Below are 18103 nucleotides of genomic sequence, written 5' to 3' on the forward strand. Positions count from 1 at the left end.
AATTTAAGTGGCTTTATTGCACTATTATTGTGCGCTGGCACGCACTGTAGCAAGGTGTTTAGCAAAATCCTCAGCATTTAAAAAGCCTGTCACTCGCAACGTGCTTAGCTCTTGCCCTTGAGTGTTAAAAAACAAAATACTCGGTAATCCGAACACGTCATACTCTTCCATTAGCTCAATAGTTTTACTATCACTTTCAGTTAAATCGATTTGAATTAACTGATAATGACTAAACTCCTTTTGCACATTTTCATCAGGAAAGGTGTAATGTTCAAACTCTTTACACGCAACACACCAATCGGCGTATAAATCGACCATAACAAGTCGACCTTGTTTATTGGCATCATCGACCGCGACTTTTAATTCGGCTAAATTGGCAACGTGTTTAAACTCGTTTTTTTGTGCGTTTACTTGGACTTGTACAGGCCAAAAATAGTCTTTAGCTAAACTAAATCCAGTAAATACCAACAACATGGCTGCAAACCATAAAGCTGTTTTTAATTTACTTTGCTGCTGATTACTTTGCCAATGGTGTAAGTACAAAGCAGCAGCTAACGCCAATATACCTGCCATAAGTAATATAATGTTGGCGCTAATCAAACGCTCTAACAATATTAGCGGAACGACCAACATTACAAAGCCAAATAAGGTTTTAACTTGCTCCATCCAACCGCCTGCTTTAGGTAGCAATTTACCACCCGATGTACCAAGCAATAATAAAGGCAACCCCATGCCTAAACTTAATACATACAACGTTAGCCCGCCCACTAAGTAATCACCACTTTGCGCAACGTATAATAAAGCGGCTGATAGCGGCGCCGTAGTACAAGGTGATGCAATTAAACCGGATAATACCCCCATCAAAAATACACCAACATAGTTGCCACCTTTTTGATTATTACTTACCTGCGTGAGTTTATTCATCACACTGCTAGGGAGTTTTATTTCGTACCAACCAAACATCGACATAGCCAGTAATACAAATAATAAGCTAAAGCTAATAAGTACATAGGGGTGCTGTAAATACCCTTGTACTTGTCCACCTAATGCTGCAACAACTAGCCCTAATGCCGCATAAGTTACCGCCATGCCTTGTATGTATACGAACGAAAGTGCGAAGGCTTTTTTAGTTGATAAATTTTGTTGCCCAGCAATTAAGCTCGACAAAATAGGAAACATCGGGAACACACATGGTGTAAAAGCAAGCCCCACACCCACTGCAAAAAATACTAATAAGTTAATAGCTAAACTTTGACTTGCCAGTTGCTCAGTAAAAGAAAGATCTTTTTTAGTTATAGCAGCATCCGGTTGCGATGTTGATTCGGTTAATGCGCTTGCAGCATTAGACGGTGTTGCATTTTGCGATTGCTCGCCTGCAATCACACTCAATGGAATAGTGATAACTTCAGGCGGGTAACAGAGTCCAGCCTCAGCACAGCCTTGATAACGCACTTTGACTACGGCGCCTTCATTTACGTCACTCAGCTTACTGATGATACTAACGCTTTGAAAAAACACCTCTGTTTTACCAAAAAATTCATCTTCGATAATCTCGCCATCACCTAAGCTTCCTACATCAATGCTGGCATCTTTAGCGAGTATCTCTATTTTTTGCTTATATAAATAGTAACCTGGCGCAATATCCCACCCTATAAACAAGGTGCGACCTTGCTGATCAAAGTCAAACTCAAACGCTTGTGTTACGGGTAAAAAGGTTTGCTGCGTGGGCGCTAATAAATCATTAAGCACATTATTTGATGTAGCCTTTGCAGGGGCTATTAATAATGTCACTAATAGCAAAAACAAAAAGCGCATTAATGTAATACCTCATCCATCCAGTTAAAATAAGCCAAGTTTCCGGTTGTTATGTCAATAACTTGTATCTCAGGTACTTCGTAGCTATGCATCGCTTTTATCGTTAAAAACACATCGTTCATTTTCTCTGTTTTGGTTTTAACTAGCATTTTAACTTCTGTCATTTCTTTTACCTCACCCTCCCACATATAAATAGAAGACATTGCTGGTAAAATATTGACACACGCGGCCAGCTTTTTTTCTACCAAAGCTTTACCAAGCATGCGTGCTTCAGCCTCGTTTTTACAGGTAGTAAAAATTAATTTAAATTGTGTATTCATTATGAACCTTTACTTGTTGAACGATGTCTAGCTTCATAGTATCTGATAGGTAAGCCAATGTGTAGAAATCCAGTTAAATGACACTACCTACGCATTAACCTTGAAAAGAGACCTATTAACCCTCACTTATATTTCATTAACTCTTACGAGTACCTTATTTAGAGAGCATTATGTTTAGATTTTTATTTGTGTTGTTTATTATCATTCCTATTATCGAAATCGCCTTGTTAATTCAAGTAAGCGATGTAATAGGGGGTGTAGCGACTATTGCACTAGTGGTTATTACCGCAATTTTAGGCGCTAAGATGGTGAAACAACAAGGTATGGGCGCACTTCAAAATGCGCAAACGCAAATGGCGCAAGGCCAGATGCCTGCTAAAGAATTATTCACGGGAATATGCGTAATTATTGCCGGTGTACTATTGTTAACGCCAGGCATCATGACTGACGTTTTTGGTTTACTTTTATTAACCCCTGCAATTCGTAATAAATTAGCTGCAGGCCTTGCAAGTCAGGCAACTGTGAGAATGAGTGCAGGTATGCAACAAGGTCCTTCCCCATACGCTCAACAACCGCATTCGATGCGTGACCAGCAACAAACCGAACAACCAACAACCATTGATGGTGAGTTTGAACGAAAAGATTAAAAATTTATCATTTTTTCTCTTGGAATTTTTTACTCTACCCCCATTAATGAATGCAAATTAGAAAAGCTTTTTTCTGTACTGTTCAGAAACTGTTAGGAGAACTAAAAAACATGAACATTCGTCCTTTACAAGATCGCGTAATCGTTAAACGTCTAGAAGAAGAAACAAAATCTGCTGGCGGTATTGTATTAACTGGCTCTGCAGCTGAAAAATCAACTCGCGGAGAAGTAGTAGCCGTAGGTAATGGTCGTATTTTAGATAACGGTGACGTTAGAGCTTTAGAAGTAAAAGCCGGTGACACTGTGTTATTTGGCTCATATGTTGAGAAAACTGAAAAGATCGAAGGTCAAGAGTACCTGATCATGCGTGAAGACAACATTTTAGGCATTGTAGGCTAAGCCTACTTTTCGTTTAACACACATTTAAGAATTTAGAGGAATTTAAAACATGGCAGCTAAAGAAGTACTTTTTGCAGGTGACGCACGCGCTAAAATGCTAACTGGCGTAAACATCCTAGCAAACGCAGTTAAAGTTACATTAGGCCCTAAAGGCCGTAACGTTGTACTAGACAAATCGTTTGGCTCTCCAGTGATCACTAAAGATGGTGTATCTGTAGCAAAAGAAATCGAACTTGAAGACAAGTTTGAAAATATGGGCGCGCAAATGGTTAAAGAAGTTGCATCTAAAGCAAATGATGCAGCAGGCGATGGTACAACTACCGCTACGGTACTTGCACAATCTATTGTTAATGAAGGCCTTAAAGCAGTTGCTGCAGGCATGAACCCAATGGACCTTAAGCGCGGTATTGACAAAGCAATCATTGCTGCTGTTGCAGAGCTTAAGGCGCTTTCTGTTCCTTGTGCTGATACTAAAGCTATTGCTCAAGTAGGTACTATTTCAGCTAACTCTGATAAAGAAATTGGCGACATCATTGCAGAAGCAATGGAAAAAGTAGGCCGTAATACAGGTGTTATTACTGTTGAAGAAGGTCAATCACTAGAGAACGAACTAGATGTTGTAGAAGGCATGCAGTTTGACCGTGGTTACCTATCTCCTTACTTCATTAACAACGCTGAAAAAGGCGCAGTTGAATTAGATAACCCATTTATTCTACTTGTAGATAAAAAAGTATCTAACATTCGTGAGCTACTACCTACATTAGAAGCCGTTGCTAAAGCAAGCAAGCCACTATTAATCATTGCTGAAGACCTTGAAGGCGAAGCACTTGCAACGCTTGTAGTTAACAACATGCGCGGCATTGTTAAGGTATCAGCGGTTAAAGCTCCTGGTTTTGGCGACCGTCGTAAAGCGATGTTACAAGATATCGCCGTATTAACTGGCGGTACTGTTATTTCTGAAGAAATTGGCCTTGAGCTTGAAAAAGCAACAGTTGAAGACCTAGGTACAGCTAAGCGCGTTGTTATCACTAAAGACGATACAACTATCATCGATGGTGCTGGCGAAGAAGAAGGCATTACCGGTCGTGTTTCTCAAATTAAAGCACAAATTGAAGAAGCAACATCAGACTACGATAAAGAAAAACTACAAGAGCGTATGGCTAAACTTGCCGGCGGTGTTGCAGTAATTAAAGTAGGCGCAGCAACTGAAATTGAAATGAAAGAGAAAAAAGACCGTGTTGAAGATGCATTACATGCAACTCGTGCAGCGGTTGAAGAAGGCGTAGTACCGGGTGGCGGTGTTGCTCTTGTACGTGCAGCTAGCAAGCTAGTTGAACTACTTGGCGATAACGAAGATCAAAACCACGGTATTAAAGTTGCCCTTCGTGCGATGGAAGCACCACTTCGTCAAATCGTAACAAATGCAGGCGACGAAGCATCAGTTGTAATTAACGCAGTTAAAGGCGGCGAAGGTAACTACGGTTACAACGCAGCAACTGGCGAATACAATGATATGATTGAAATGGGTATCCTAGATCCAACTAAAGTAACGCGCTCTGCACTACAATTTGCAGGGTCTATTGCGGGTCTAATGATCACAACTGAAGCAATGGTTGCTGAAATCCCTAAAGAAGAAGCTGCTGGTGCCCCTGATATGGGTGGCATGGGCGGAATGGGTGGCATGGGCGGCATGATGTAATCATCACAACCCATATTAACCATTGATTTATAAGGGTTTATCCACTCTACGTAGAGACATATGTAGAGACATGGATAAACCCTTTTGTATACTTAGGTATACACCTGCCCTACTTTCCTATTCTACCTAGCAAATAAAACTACTTCTTCAGACCCTCTTTTAAATTATTTAGATTAGCTCACTACATATATATTGTGGGTACTAAAGTACTCTTACAATTGCGTCGCTCCATGTTTTTTAAAACAACGTTCAGTTGAAAAGCTGAATCTTATGTAATACTTTAATGATTCATGGAAGACAAACACCCATCTACACACTTGCAAGGAAGCTAAATGAAACATCTACTTTTACTGAGCATACTGATTTTATCTGGTTGCATGTCAATACCAAGCACTGAGTCTATGGCGACAAGTATGTTTAACATACCTTCCTCTGGACATTCAGAGTTTGATGGAACTAAGCATATTCGTATGAGCAATATGGGGTGTATTAATATTAGATTTGAGCTTTACCAAGACACGCTCAAAGCAGAAAAAGGTATTGTTCTTTTAAAAGCAGGGACGAACACAATTACAAATATAGGTAACGATTCATCACTACATTTTAGGTTAGATGATGGCGTGCATAGCTTCTCAGCCTCAAGCCTCTTAACAGAGCATGAGTCCACACAGTTCAAATATGGAGTCACAAGTAACTTTTCATATAAAACTTATATTGTCCCAGAAAAATTTATAAGAAAAATAGCTAACTCAGATACTTTTATAGCTAAAGTAAATCTTTTAAATAACACCTACCTCGAAGGTAAATGCTCTACCTTAACCCTTAAAGAAGCAAGGGAGATGAACCAATACTCAGACGTACAGATAACTCAAGAGACTCTCGATATATCTAACAAAATAGTAGCAATAACTGGCTTCCGTAAATTTGTAGAAATGATGGATGCAACTGACTGGTAAACCATTCAATCTAAGTTTTATTGAGATCTCTAACAGAAGCGACTAAAGGCTTCATATGTCTGCACTTATCTATGCTACCCACTAACTCTTAACATTATCTATTTGGGTTATTCTAGTGACTCTAAATGTATTTATGAACGCCCAAATAGTATTTTAGTTAGTGAGTTTTGTAGTATGTACCAACGACCGTCAAAGTGATTGATTGGTAAAGGTAAAAGGTCCTCAGCTGTATAGTTAACCCTTAAATTAATTTGATGTTCTTCCTTTTTCCCCTCATATTCAATAGTTAAAAAAGAGTCGATGACTACGCTACAAGAGGTATCTAATCGAGCATTCTCATATCTAAACTCTAGTAGTTTAAACTTATCATATGTCTGTTTAACTTCTCCTGATGCTTTACCTGAATGCTTACCTATGAAGTGTTGCAGCAAAGGGACTATCTTACCCCATTGTTTATTCTGCCAACTCTCCAAGAAAGTCTTAGCCACCTCATACACACCTGAGTCGTTAATAAATAAAGAGTCACTCTCACGTTGTTCGAATTTCTGTAAATAGCTTATGAAATTTTTATTTTCATTCGACAGGTTTTTCTTAGAATTAAGTTTGGCTTTTTTAAATGATTCATCTTTTTTATCTCGATACCATGTTCGTAACACATATAGTGTATTCCAACATTTAGACGATACAGCTATATTTGCATAATTCAAATCTCTGCCGTGTAATATTCCGTTTCTAAACGGGACGGTAATTTCATCTGAATTTGTGATAGTTCTACTTTTGGTAAGAAAGTTTTTTTGAAGATAAGTAAAAGCATTATCGTATTGGCATATTGAATCCCACACGTCTAAATTCGAGTCTTGAGCAAATAACCCAAGATTTGCAATATCATTAGATATCCCATCAATAGCTATTAACAATAAAGGAACAGATGCTCCGTAGTTCTTTTGCAAGTGAAGTTCTTTTGCATTTTTTAAAGCATCTGCGCGATGTTCAAATTCTTTAGCAGTTGATAAGTTTTGTATAAATACAGAAAGTCCCTCATCCACTCCTTTTATCAAAACGCCCTCAGCCTGAGAAAGCTTCCCATCCAGAGCCAAGTCTACCGCTTTCTTGTAGCACTCTAGTGCTAAATAGTCATTTAATACCCAAGCTCTATCTTTAAATAATGAGTTGAAGTTTTCGAGCACTGAGTAGAGCATAGATGCATTCTTTTCAAGATCTTTTGAAACTAAACCTAGATCTCTTAATAGACCGTGTGTATTAATCAGACTATCTAGTGTTGGGTTATTCGATTCTTTAGGCCCCATCATCCCTCCAAAAGTTAAGCTGCTTCATTGCAGTGAGCTTTTTAAGTTTTATTTAAACATTCAGTCCTTACCCACTATCAATAACAAAAAGTACAAGCTATTACAAAAAAATTAACCATGAGGAGGGGGGGGAGTTGGCCGTGGTATTAGAGCATGACGATTGCATCGACTCACTACGATTAAAAAAAACGTGTTTTATATTTATCTGTTTTTTGCTTTTTAGTATTTCAGGAAAGAATCTATTGCTTTTCCTAATCAAAAAATAATCGCATCTTGTATATGGCTTAATGTATATTGGTTAATCTGTAAAAAACACATTTCAAATTAGGAGGTTATTATGTCCAAAGGATTAGGACAATGGAAAAACACATTAAATCCTGCGCAGGTAGCAGAAGGTATGAATGCAGCAAATCAAAATGCCAAACGTCTTCTTACTGATGCTGAAATATTATTTAAATCAGGCCGTTATCCCTCTGCAATTTCTTTAGCTATATTATCAATTGAAGAGTCAGGTAAGACTGGTATTTTAAGACAATTAGCGGTTGCTAAAAATGGTGATGAGGTAAAGCAAGCGTGGAAAGCATATAGGTTACACACACAAAAGAATGCTAGTTGGATCTTTCCGTCTTTGGTTCAAGCTGGCGGTTCGAAGCTGAATGACTTTTTAAATATGTATGAAAAAGATGCAGAGCATCCTAGGCTTCTAGATAACTTAAAGCAAATAGGCTTTTATACTGATTGTCTTGGCAAAGCTAATTGGTCAGTCCCTGAAGAAGTCATAGATGAAAAAAATACTAAAGAAATTATGTCTGTTGCAAGACTATTACTTAACAAAAAAGATACCACAGCTCGTGAGATTGAACTATGGATCAAACACTTAAAACCAGTCTGGAATACACCAGAGAAAGTAGTAAAAGTAGCTTTATTAGAGTGGTTTAATGAAATGAAGGCTGAGGGGTTAATAACTGAAGGAGAATATTCATTCAAAGACTTCATAGGGCTGTGAACACGTACTCTCGTATCTTCTAAGCCTGTTGTGTACACCAAGGAAACCACACTGTACACATGTGTACACTAGGCTCTATTTCCTTATAAAGACTATGTGCGGTCTTCCTTTGATGGCTATTCAACGACATCTAAAAGGCGTCATATGAGCTTTCAGGTATTGATACGCCATCCCAATTATCTGGCGCTTCATCACTCTCTAACGTTCCTGCTTGCTCAAGCCATTTATCCCTTCTGGTAATAGAAATACCAAGGGTAGAGCCTCTAGCAGTTTTACGTAGGGCTTCCCTAAAGTTATCTTCACCTACAGATTCTATTAGGCTATCTATCTTGGTATATGCCTCTTCTATTAGATAATGTCTGTATTCTTCATTATCCATATCCTTAGGGGTGTAGCTTTTTCCTGAGACAATATCAGAGAGCCTTCTAATCTTTGGAAACCCTCTTGCATCCCAAGTGGAGCTTTTAGCTGCCTCTGTGTATCTATTCTCTAGTTTTTTTTGTAGCTGGCGGGTAAAACTATCAAGAGAGCTATAATCTTCCAGCTTACCTTGAATAGCTTCTGCACAAGCTCTAAGGGCTCTCATTACATGGTTTGCTTGTCCTCGACTGCAGCCAATAAGCTTTGTAAGCTCACTAACACTATAATCATATTTTCCAGCTATAACTAATGATCTAAACTTAGACTGATTGACTTCGTCCTTAGTAACCCCTACACCATGCCCTTGGTTAACTTCTTGAGCCGCAAGGAAAGCCTCTGTGTATGTTCTGTTTCTAACTAGCCTAGCTTTTACCCTAAAATCATCACATTTAGCTTTGTCCATGTACTCTAAGGATGCACTAATACGATGAAAACCATCTATAACAAGCTTCTTTCCAGAAACCTCAAACACAGTTATTGGTTGCTTTATTCCTACTCCATTGTGAAGGTCGTCTAAGATTTCTTTTGATTGGCTCTCTTGCTTAAGCTCTTGAGCGCGTCTTGTATTCTTATCTCTAATTAAATTAGTGTCTCGCCCTTGCATAGCAGGGTCTAAAATCACTTCTCTTGGGTTAATGTCTATAAAACTACTATCAGACATGTATTGGTTCATTGAGGCTTCTCTATCGCTTCTAGAGCTCTTTGTACTGTGGAAAGGGAAACACCAACCTCTTTAGCTATTTTACGCAAAGATATACCCTGAGAGCGTAATAGCCTGATTTGCTGGTGGTTAGTCTTATTGGTAGGGCGGCCACGGTATTTACCAGCAGCCTTGGCTTTTTCGATGCCTTCCTGCCTTCTCTCTTGAATCATAGATAACTCGAATTGAGCAACTGCCCCCAACATACTCAGCATTAACTCAGACATTGGGTCAGAGCCACCAGCTTTAAAGCAGAGGCCTTCCTTATGAAACTTCACTTTGACCCCTCTACCATTCCAATCAGTAACAATCTGCTTCAAGTCTAAGAGGTTACGTGCAAGTCTATCAATGCTATGGATATGTACAGTGTCACCTTCCCTGATGTATTCCTTTAGCTCATTTAAGGCTGGTCGTTGAGCAGAGCCGCCACTACATTTATCAACAAACTTCTTTGTAAAACTAATCTTTACGTCAGCAAGTTGTCGTTCCGTGTTTTGGTCTGTAGAAGAGACCCTCATATAAGCTATGTGTGCCACATCCTGTACTCGTTTAATTCTAAGAGGCGGGAAATAATAATGTGGTCTTAATTTAAAGTAAACCCTAACAGGTACTGTTTGATCACGTTATGACCATACCTGTTTAGGTATACCCTAAAGGTACGCTTTTAAAGCTTGTCCATAACAACACTCTATGATCAAATAACCTCTATAAATACGTTATTAAGAGAGTACAAATGAGAGCAACTTTAGTCATGTTATTAGCCTTTGGAACCACTGGTTGTGCTACAACTGCGCAAGATAAAGCCCAGCACAGTGTATCAAATCAAGATGCGAAAGCTATTGAGCTAATGGCTCCTGTTACTATTTCAAATTTGTTCAACACCCATACTTTAAAAGCTGGTATATATATTCAAACTGGCGCAGATGATTCAGGTGAATATTATACCCCAAGTACTAACAACCTAATTACCGCGCCACAAATTAGAGGCATATACATTCCAAATGATTCACAGGAAATTTGTGCAGTTTATTATGAGTTCAATAACTGTGAACCCGCAAGCTATAAAAGCTTAGGCCTATATAGGCTACAATAGCCAATTGTTTATCTAACGATAGTTTTAAAGGGCGGCTTAGCGCCCTCTTTTCATTATAACCAATCTCGCTCTATTACTTTAGCAGCAAGCTCCGTATATTCGCATAGTACTTTTAGCTCATCACCTTTGGCGTAATAACCATAAGTCATTGTCTTACCGCCTTTATGACCCACAGCAAATGCAGCACTGTCCTCATCTATACCAGCCCTTTGATAAGCCGTACTCATATGCACCCTAAATGAATGAAATGTTCGACTTTTATCCTTTGTCACATTAGCTGATTTATAGTTACTAAAGACTCTTGAGGCTTGTTTACCATCCATTCCAATGATACTTTGACCTACTTCAGAATCCTCCAAACGCCTCCTTACGATGTCATGAACCCTCTTAGGAAGTGGAACAGTTCTAGTCGCTGATGCTGTCTTACCCTTTCTTATATATAACGCCATTAGCTCACCCTCGATATACACATCTTCTTTAGTTACAGCACAAATTTCAGATATTCGACATCCAGTGAATAAACCTAAATAAACGAGAGCTTTGATGCCTTCATCTTCAGAGTTAGCCCAGCTAATTATTTCGCGAATTTCATCACGACTAAATAGCTGTTTCTTTTCAATAGTCTTGTCTGCTTCATAATGAGTAAGTATGTGAGAGTCGAAAGGGTTCTCGCGTTTATCAATTTCTGCAATTCTCCACGCATGCTCGTAGATACTTTTCAATCTACTCAAATGACCCTTAACTGTACTTACTGCTACCTCCTGAATGAGTTCGTCTATAAAACTAATCACCTGCTTTCTTTCAATACCCATTAGCGGCATATCGTGTACGTTTAGGTGCCTCAAGAAACGACTAGCGGTAGACTTCATTTTGACTATAGTATCTTGGTTTCTCTGTTTGTTTTTACGTAACCAATCATTAAGAGCTTCTCTCATGGAATAGGTATATTTTACAGGTATTGTCCCAGTCTTAACTGCCTTAGCTGCTTCTTGTCGTATCTCTGGATGTTCTTCTGTTCCAACCAAAATAGAGTCTTCAAACTGATAATATGCCTCGAATTTATCACCCCTAGCATCACGCTTTGCTTGCTCCAAGTTATTATAGAAGCTCATAAAGGTACTACGCCCACCATCAATAGCTTGTTCCTTCTGGACAGCTAGCTGCCCTAACAAACTGTCTCTACGTAACCTAGCAGTCTTAATACAGCTCGTTTGAAGTGACTTTACGTAAATCTCTTTACCGTCATATAAGTGTCTAACTTCCTTAGGTATTCTTATTTGAAACATCCAGACATCACGATTCTTACGTTTTTTAAGGTATTTGTTATTACTAGCTTCTGCCATTGTTGAATATACCCAATAGTGGAGACCAATGTAGAGACAAATAATACCACAACCCTTTATTTACAGTACATACAGAGGCTTAAGGCAGATTTGGAAGGCATGATGTAATAGATTTTTCTATTACCGCTTAATCTACTAAAATTTTTGAAAGCCCGAATAGCAATATTTGGGCTTTTTTATTAGCTATTTATGAATATCTAATAACAGTTTTGATATGTATTAATTGTGAACAAAGCGAAAGCTATCTTCCAGTCAAACCTATTACCTGCTTCACAACTCATCACTGCCGTTAGCAACTTTCCTATAAAGGACTGTTATTGGCTTATCAAACAATTCAACGTATCAAATACAAGCAAGAGATCTACAACGAACCCTACTATATACATAGATTAACGTGTGCTTTTGGCACTAACCGTTAACATGAGTAAGCTTATTGAAATAGCTACAAAATAATAAGGAACTCCGGCCTGCCAACTTGCTTGGCTATTAACACCAAAAAAATCGACATATAATGCTGTTTGAATTGGTCCTATGTACCAAAGTGCAGGATAAAGCACTTCAAACATCCGTTTTGTTCCAGTAAACGCGCCACAGAAATAGGCTAGCGATACGGTAAATGAAATGGCGATAATCAATTGGACGAGTAACAACCACTCAGCACTTCCAGTAAAGCGGATAACGCTGCCCATGCTTGCTAAGACTAATAATATCGAAGCGGCACAATAGCAGGCCAAGCTTTGTAAAATAGATGATTGTTTACTGTAAGTAACTAACTCTACAGTATTCGCTTGTTTTTCTAATTGCCCTAGTTGAGAGATCACCAAAACACACCATAACCACGAAATAGGTAAAACAAGGCTAACAAGCAAATCTTGACTGATAAACAATTGAAAAATATTTAACACCAGCAAACCGATAAACCAATACACTGAATGACCTTTGAGTATTAATTTTAACTCTAATCGTAATAAGCGAGTAAAAGAAAAATGCTTGGTTAAAGCAACAAAGAAAATATCAAGTAGGTCAGTCACTCTAGCTTTTAAGGTGAAATTCAACCATGAAGATTGCTTATTTTCAGGTGTTGAATTTTTGCTAAAACGGTCAAAAAATATAAACGCTAATGCTAAACAACTAAGACAAATAAAAAGTAAAGGCAGGGCACCCCATAGGCTGGCTATTGTCGGCTCTATTCCTTGCCAAACGAAAGTGTTTATCTCATCTGCTGCATTAGTGATACTTACCCCTATATTTGTATCACCTTGCTGTAATGGAAAACGTTCGGCAACTTCTGCATCTAAATGATCGAGTAATGCTCCAATCCCAGACACGCTTTCAATGGTTTGAACAATGGAGCCAATCCATAAGAAAAAATAAACGACGTTGCCTAACCCGCCTTTAAGCCATTCAATTGACTCAAACATTATCGCGATAGCGGCAATTGTTAATAGTATTGGCAAGACAAAAACTACCTGAGGCCATATCAACGCCCAAAGATTTATTTGATAACTTTCACCATAATAAATCTGAATCAAAATACTACTCAGTAACATAACCAGCACAATAGAAACCAAAATAAGTACACTCGTGCACCATTTGGCTAATAAAAAAGTCAGTTTACTAATAGGAGTGGCTGCGATGAGCTCTCCCGTCATTGATTGTCGGTCTAATTCAAGCGCATTTTTGACCAGATAAAAACAGATAATCGGTAAAAATAAAACGTTCAACATCGCTAGGCATACACCAAGCCAAGCGCTATTGTAGATGCCACGATAACCATTAATCACTAGCGTTTGATAATGGGCATCAGGGGAAGGGAAAAAAAGTAATGTTAATACCGACATCGCCAGCAGTGTTACTACAAAGCTTTGCTGGCGGGTTCGTTGTTTAAAATCAGCAGTGATGCATTGCCATACTTGAGTCATTAACTTGCCCTCGCATAGGCAGTTTGAACTTGTCGGTTGCTGGTAAAATAAAGGTAAGCATCTTCTAGAGTCGGTGGTCTTGAAATGGCTCTTGCATCAGGGCAGAAGTCAGCAACAATATTTAGTTCAACCTTAGATTCTTTTCGCACGCTATGGCTTACAATGAATTCATGCGGGATATGTTTAAGTTCACTGAAATTGACCGTTAGTTGCCAGCATTTATTGGCGACTTTATCTTGAAGTTTACTTGGTGATTCTGATTGAATTAAATGGCCTGAGTGCATAATCACAATGCGATCGGCAATTGATTCAACATCTGCCACTATATGCGTAGAGAATAGAATACAACGTTCACCTGCCAACTCGGTTAATAACTGACGAAAATTAGCACGTTCGTGTGGATCTAGGCCAACGGTTGGTTCATCAATAATCAGTAACTTGGGATCATTAAGTAGAGCCTGCGCAATACCAATACGCTGTTTCATACCGCCAGAATATCCCTTTAGTGACATATGCGCAGCATGCGTTAGGTTGAGTTTATGAAGTAAATCTTCAATTATGTGATCTGCGGTTGATTTATCTAATCCTTTTAAGCTAGCAATGTACTGCAAAAACTCGATACCAGATAACTGATCATAGACGCCAAAATACTGTGGCAAGTAGCCCAATTCGTTCCTCAATACTTGAGGTGACTTAATAATGTCTTGCCCTTGCCAGAAGATGTTTCCTTGGGTTGGTTTGGTAATCGTTGCAAGAATTCGCATCAGGCTAGATTTTCCTGCACCATTTGGACCTAACAAGCCCAAAATTCCCGGCTCAACTTGCAGCGACAGTGATTTGATTGCAAACTTAGTTTTTTTGCCACTCTGATATTGATGGTTAAGTGATTGAATATCCAATAACATTGTACTTCCCTTATAAATCAAGATTCAATTACTAAGCAAAAATAACGCCACCAATAACTCCTTTAAATTCAATGAATTAAAAACACCACAACTTAAGTAATAAAAATAAATGGTGAATTTAACTAACTATTGGTGAAATAAGAACAAGTTATGAACAAAATAAAATTCATTTCTCATAGCAATCAATTAAGTCCGAAGTTAACTAAACCGCCCAAACTGATTATCTTAAGAAAAAGAGTAAAGGCGATGTAGTAAGCCATGTTGTTGCCGTTTTAAATGTCCATTTTTTAGGAATAATGAATACGGTGAAACAAACTAAAGCGCACTGAATGGTCATCACAAGACAACTTTTTGACCGGCAGCAATATGAGATTAGCGGACTATTTATTTAGAAGAATATACTTCTTAGCTAGAACTGCTTAGGAACCGAATAAAACGTTATTCACATTAAATAAACTAGTAAAATTGTTACAATTCAGACGGTTAACCATGGTTTCGAGGTGGTAGGGTATAAAGTGGGGTATCACTTATTTTCCCATGTAACGAATTTAATAAAAACATGTGGATAAACTCTATATGGGCGGTATGATGTGATAAACATCATCGTTTAAACACCTTGCTTATATAAAACCCAGCCTCGGCTGGGTTTTTGCTTTTTAGTACTTTTTTATTGTTATTGTTCAATTTACCCCCAAATAGTAATAACGTATAAATTAAAAAACCACACCATGGACATACTTAACAGTAATGGAATTACTTTCATCGCAGTGCTTGTAACCCTAATATCTGCATTGCTGCTTTTAATAGTTTGCCTTTTGTTAAAAATGATTACTTGGGGTAAAAGTATGTCGACAGGGGCATATTTATTTTTAGCTTTTTTTCCGCTTATTTCCCTGATGCCTATTCCGCCACCTACCTACGAAAATGTTCAAAAGGCGAAGCAAGAGCAAAGAAAGCGTAAGGAAGACTCAGGCGACCCGCCGGATGAAGAAATGGAATAAATGATTACGTTTATTAGCTAACAATAGACAAGTGCTTGCGAAACGCTGTACATTTATTATTAATAATTTATGAAGTTAATTACTAAATGCAGCAACGTAAAAAATTTAAGAACCCTTACATAGGGCTAAGAAAAGAGGATTTTGTTGAGTTAGTTGGTAGTGAAAAAGAATTACTTACGGCCGAAATTGAACTGGCCGACAGTAAAGGTGAGTCACTCGCTTACTTTAGAATCGATGGCGATTTTTTTTATGATGATATTTATTATTCGGCTGATATATTAGTTCCGAAAACACACTGGTTAGGCTCTCACGATGTAAATCAAAAAAAACTCTGGATTGCTGTTATTTACAACGTACCTTACGGTGAGTATTTAGATGCAGAGTTTGATTTTAACAAAGTTGATGACCCTAACTTTGGGGTAGTAAAACCTGTATTGGTTAGTGAGCTCAATCAAAGCGAGCTCGCCTATGAAAAAGTAAAGCGCCTAGAGATGTTTGCTAATATCGAAAAAGCAGCGACTGAAGATAAACTCCTTCAAACAGAAAAAGATCTCATTCTGACCAAGCTTTTAAGCAAAGTGACTAAACACTAATCTAATGAAAGTCAGTTTAACAGCTGTCTCACTATGCTAAATAAATCGGAGGGTAGCATACCTCGCTGCCCGTCTCGCTCACTGGCGATATCACCGGCTTTAGCGTGCAGTGTTACGCCATATCGCGCTGCTTCATCAATATTTAAACATTGAGCCAGTAAGGCGCCAATAATACCAGTGAGTACATCGCCACTACCACCAACGGCCAGTGCTGCGTTACCGTCTTCACACACCCACGTATTCTCAGCATTATCAATTAATGTTCCGGCTCCTTTTAATACGCAAGTAGCGTTATAGCGCTTAGCACACAGTCGAGCATTCTCAAACCTATTTGACTCAACATCCACAATAGTTTTACTTAATAGCCTGGATGCTTCTCCTGGGTGCGGTGTAAGTACACATTGCTTTAATGTGTACGATGAGGCTTGCTTGGCTAATAAATTTAGCGCATCGGCATCAATAACCAGTGGCATGTTATTAGTTTGGCAGTAATATATAACCTCCTCAAAGGTTTGTTGTGCCCATTCGTCCTGCCCAAGCCCTGGCCCTATTACTACGCAGCTAGCCCACTCAAGCGCTTCTTTTAGATTAGTACTGGTTACCATTAATTCTGGCCTACCAATACTTACAGGCACTACAGAACTTGAATGTGTATACACTTTTACCATACCCGCACCTGCTCTAAGTGCGGCCTCGCTGGATAATCTAATTGCGCCAGCCGTCCCCTCATTACCACCTACACAGAGGAGTTTACCATGAGTTCCTTTATGGCTATTTAGGTTACGCGCACCAAGCTTTTTAAAGCTATTTATATTTATAAGTGTGCCGCTTGAAGTAGCGAGCTCAAAAAATGCAGGCCTAATATTTAGATCGTCAAATATTAACTCCCCGCAATGTTGTTTACCTATAGCCGTTGTCAGCCCCTGCTTAATACCAACAAAAGTTATTGTTTTACTTGCTTGGATTGCGGTACCTAAGGGGTGGCCAGTATCAGCGTTGATGCCTGAAGGCACATCTATACTCAATACAGGTTTATTACTGGCGTTAATTTCATGAATAATTTTAGCAAAATTATCGCGTACTGAGCTTGTGATCCCAGTACCTAGCATTGCATCTATAATTAAATCACTACGGTTTAATAACTCACTCGTATAAGCATTAACTTCACCGCCTTCATCACACCAAAATTTAAATGCTTTTGCTGCGTCTCCTGTTAATGCTTTTTTAGGATTAACGGCACACAAAGTTACCTGCTTACCCATCTGTTTAATTAGGCTCGCGCTAATATAACCGTCCCCAGCGTTATTACCATGTCCTACAACAACTAACGTATGCTCTGCATTAAAGTCTTGCCAAGCGTTGAATGCAGCGTGCCCAGCGCGCTGCATGAGGGTAAATAACTCACAATGGCTATTTTTAGCAGCCAGTGCCTCGTTATCCCTAACTTCTTTTGCAGTAAATATTAGTTTATTTAGCATGAAGACCCCTCTAATAAGTGACACCCTACCTTATCAAATACACATATCAAGCGGCTAGTTTTGTGAGCTTTTAATCGAGGTAAGTTCGTTTATTCAAACGTACTAAAGATCACATATTTATCCGGGTCAGATAACTGAAAACTAATCACTTTTATTCAGGTATTAAAAACTTAAACGCTAAATATTACTCATTGAACGTTGCTACAAAGCACCTACGCCTGAGGTAAATGCGCCACCTTCACGTGAGGCAAATTGCAGGCATTAAAAAACCCGAGACTAAGCTCGGGTTTTTTTAGTATTAATTAACTTAAACGTTAACTATTACTCGTTGAGCGTTGCTACAAAGCACCTACGCCTGAGGTAAGAGCGCCACCTTCACGTGAGGCAAATTGCAGGCATTAAAAAACCCGAGACTGAGCTCGGGTTTTTTAGTATTAATTAACTTAAACGTTAACTATCACTCATTGAACGTTGCTACAAAGCACCTACGCCTGAGGTAA

General features: G+C 38.7%; 17 protein-coding genes. 8 read left to right on the forward strand and 9 right to left on the reverse strand.

All coding sequences use genetic code 11. The features are described from left to right. Positions 1-24: 24 nt before the first annotated feature. Both R0J88_RS12350 and cutA read right to left on the reverse strand, forming a co-directional pair. Positions 25-1815: a protein-disulfide reductase DsbD gene (locus tag R0J88_RS12350; RefSeq protein WP_006791249.1), complete on the reverse strand. Its 1791-nt coding sequence runs from the start codon at positions 1813-1815 to the stop codon at positions 25-27. Continuing rightward, a complete protein-coding gene (gene cutA, locus R0J88_RS12355; RefSeq protein WP_006791250.1) occupies positions 1815-2135 on the reverse strand; it encodes a divalent-cation tolerance protein CutA in 321 nt (106 codons plus the stop codon). The genes R0J88_RS12350 and cutA overlap by 1 nt, the downstream gene beginning before the upstream one ends. A gap of 170 nt (positions 2136-2305) precedes the next feature. On the opposite strand from cutA, the gene R0J88_RS12360 reads away from it, so the two are divergent. From R0J88_RS12360 to R0J88_RS12375, 4 genes are all read left to right on the forward strand, one after another. Beyond that, a complete protein-coding gene (locus R0J88_RS12360) occupies positions 2306-2782 on the forward strand; it encodes an FxsA family protein (protein ID WP_006791251.1) in 477 nt (158 codons plus the stop codon). 110 nt (positions 2783-2892) lie between these two features. Beyond that, the gene (locus R0J88_RS12365) at positions 2893-3180 is read left to right on the forward strand and encodes a co-chaperone GroES (protein ID WP_006791252.1); all 288 of its coding nucleotides are present in this window, start codon (positions 2893-2895) and stop codon (positions 3178-3180) included. A gap of 49 nt (positions 3181-3229) precedes the next feature. Then, on the forward strand, positions 3230-4879 hold the full coding sequence (groL, locus tag R0J88_RS12370; protein WP_410900054.1) for a chaperonin GroEL: 1650 nt from the start codon (positions 3230-3232) through the stop codon (positions 4877-4879). A gap of 332 nt (positions 4880-5211) precedes the next feature. Next, on the forward strand, positions 5212-5835 hold the full coding sequence (locus R0J88_RS12375) for a hypothetical protein (protein ID WP_410900055.1): 624 nt from the start codon (positions 5212-5214) through the stop codon (positions 5833-5835). A 131-nt stretch (positions 5836-5966) separates the two neighbouring features. On the opposite strand, the gene R0J88_RS12380 is transcribed toward R0J88_RS12375, so the two are convergent. Beyond that, complete coding sequence (locus R0J88_RS12380; RefSeq protein WP_410900056.1) at positions 5967-7142, reverse strand: hypothetical protein; 1176 nt, start codon at positions 7140-7142, stop codon at positions 5967-5969. A 337-nt stretch (positions 7143-7479) separates the two neighbouring features. On the opposite strand from R0J88_RS12380, the gene R0J88_RS12385 reads away from it, so the two are divergent. Then, a complete protein-coding gene (locus tag R0J88_RS12385) occupies positions 7480-8148 on the forward strand; it encodes an AbiV family abortive infection protein (protein WP_410900057.1) in 669 nt (222 codons plus the stop codon). A 130-nt stretch (positions 8149-8278) separates the two neighbouring features. On the opposite strand, the gene R0J88_RS12390 is transcribed toward R0J88_RS12385, so the two are convergent. Beyond that, positions 8279-9229 (reverse strand): hypothetical protein, encoded by a 951-nt coding sequence (locus tag R0J88_RS12390; RefSeq protein ID WP_410900058.1) that lies wholly within the window; start codon positions 9227-9229, stop codon positions 8279-8281. An 8-nt stretch (positions 9230-9237) separates the two neighbouring features. Beyond that, a complete protein-coding gene (locus R0J88_RS12395; protein WP_021032401.1) occupies positions 9238-9804 on the reverse strand; it encodes a recombinase family protein in 567 nt (188 codons plus the stop codon). A 197-nt stretch (positions 9805-10001) separates the two neighbouring features. On the opposite strand from R0J88_RS12395, the gene R0J88_RS12400 reads away from it, so the two are divergent. After that, positions 10002-10361 (forward strand): hypothetical protein, encoded by a 360-nt coding sequence (locus R0J88_RS12400; RefSeq protein ID WP_138685885.1) that lies wholly within the window; start codon positions 10002-10004, stop codon positions 10359-10361. 53 nt (positions 10362-10414) lie between these two features. On the opposite strand, the gene R0J88_RS12405 is transcribed toward R0J88_RS12400, so the two are convergent. The 3 genes from R0J88_RS12405 to R0J88_RS12415 all read right to left on the reverse strand — a co-directional run bounded on the left by R0J88_RS12405 (position 10415) and on the right by R0J88_RS12415 (position 14531). Then, the gene (locus tag R0J88_RS12405; protein ID WP_410900059.1) at positions 10415-11704 is read right to left on the reverse strand and encodes a tyrosine-type recombinase/integrase; all 1290 of its coding nucleotides are present in this window, start codon (positions 11702-11704) and stop codon (positions 10415-10417) included. A 389-nt stretch (positions 11705-12093) separates the two neighbouring features. Beyond that, positions 12094-13626, reverse strand: coding sequence for a hypothetical protein (locus R0J88_RS12410; RefSeq protein ID WP_410900060.1), 1533 nt, complete (start codon positions 13624-13626; stop codon positions 12094-12096). After that, complete coding sequence (locus R0J88_RS12415) at positions 13626-14531, reverse strand: ABC transporter ATP-binding protein (protein ID WP_410900061.1); 906 nt, start codon at positions 14529-14531, stop codon at positions 13626-13628. Before R0J88_RS12415 ends, R0J88_RS12410 begins: the two co-directional genes overlap by 1 nt. Positions 14532-15376: 845 nt before the next feature. Between R0J88_RS12415 and R0J88_RS12420 the strand changes: the two genes are divergently transcribed. Further along, a complete protein-coding gene (locus R0J88_RS12420) occupies positions 15377-15532 on the forward strand; it encodes a hypothetical protein (protein WP_305401833.1) in 156 nt (51 codons plus the stop codon). Between the two features lie 86 nt (positions 15533-15618). Further along, entirely contained in the window at positions 15619-16125 is a 507-nt protein-coding gene (locus R0J88_RS12425; RefSeq protein ID WP_410900062.1) for a hypothetical protein, read from the forward strand. Between the two features lie 11 nt (positions 16126-16136). On the opposite strand, the gene R0J88_RS12430 is transcribed toward R0J88_RS12425, so the two are convergent. Next, positions 16137-17603: an NAD(P)H-hydrate dehydratase gene (locus tag R0J88_RS12430; RefSeq protein ID WP_410900063.1), complete on the reverse strand. Its 1467-nt coding sequence runs from the start codon at positions 17601-17603 to the stop codon at positions 16137-16139. Positions 17604-18103: the final 500 nt, after the last annotated feature.

It is taken from the genome of Pseudoalteromonas sp. SIMBA_162, assembly GCF_046535955.1.
GTDB classification, from domain to species: domain Bacteria; phylum Pseudomonadota; class Gammaproteobacteria; order Enterobacterales; family Alteromonadaceae; genus Pseudoalteromonas; species Pseudoalteromonas marina.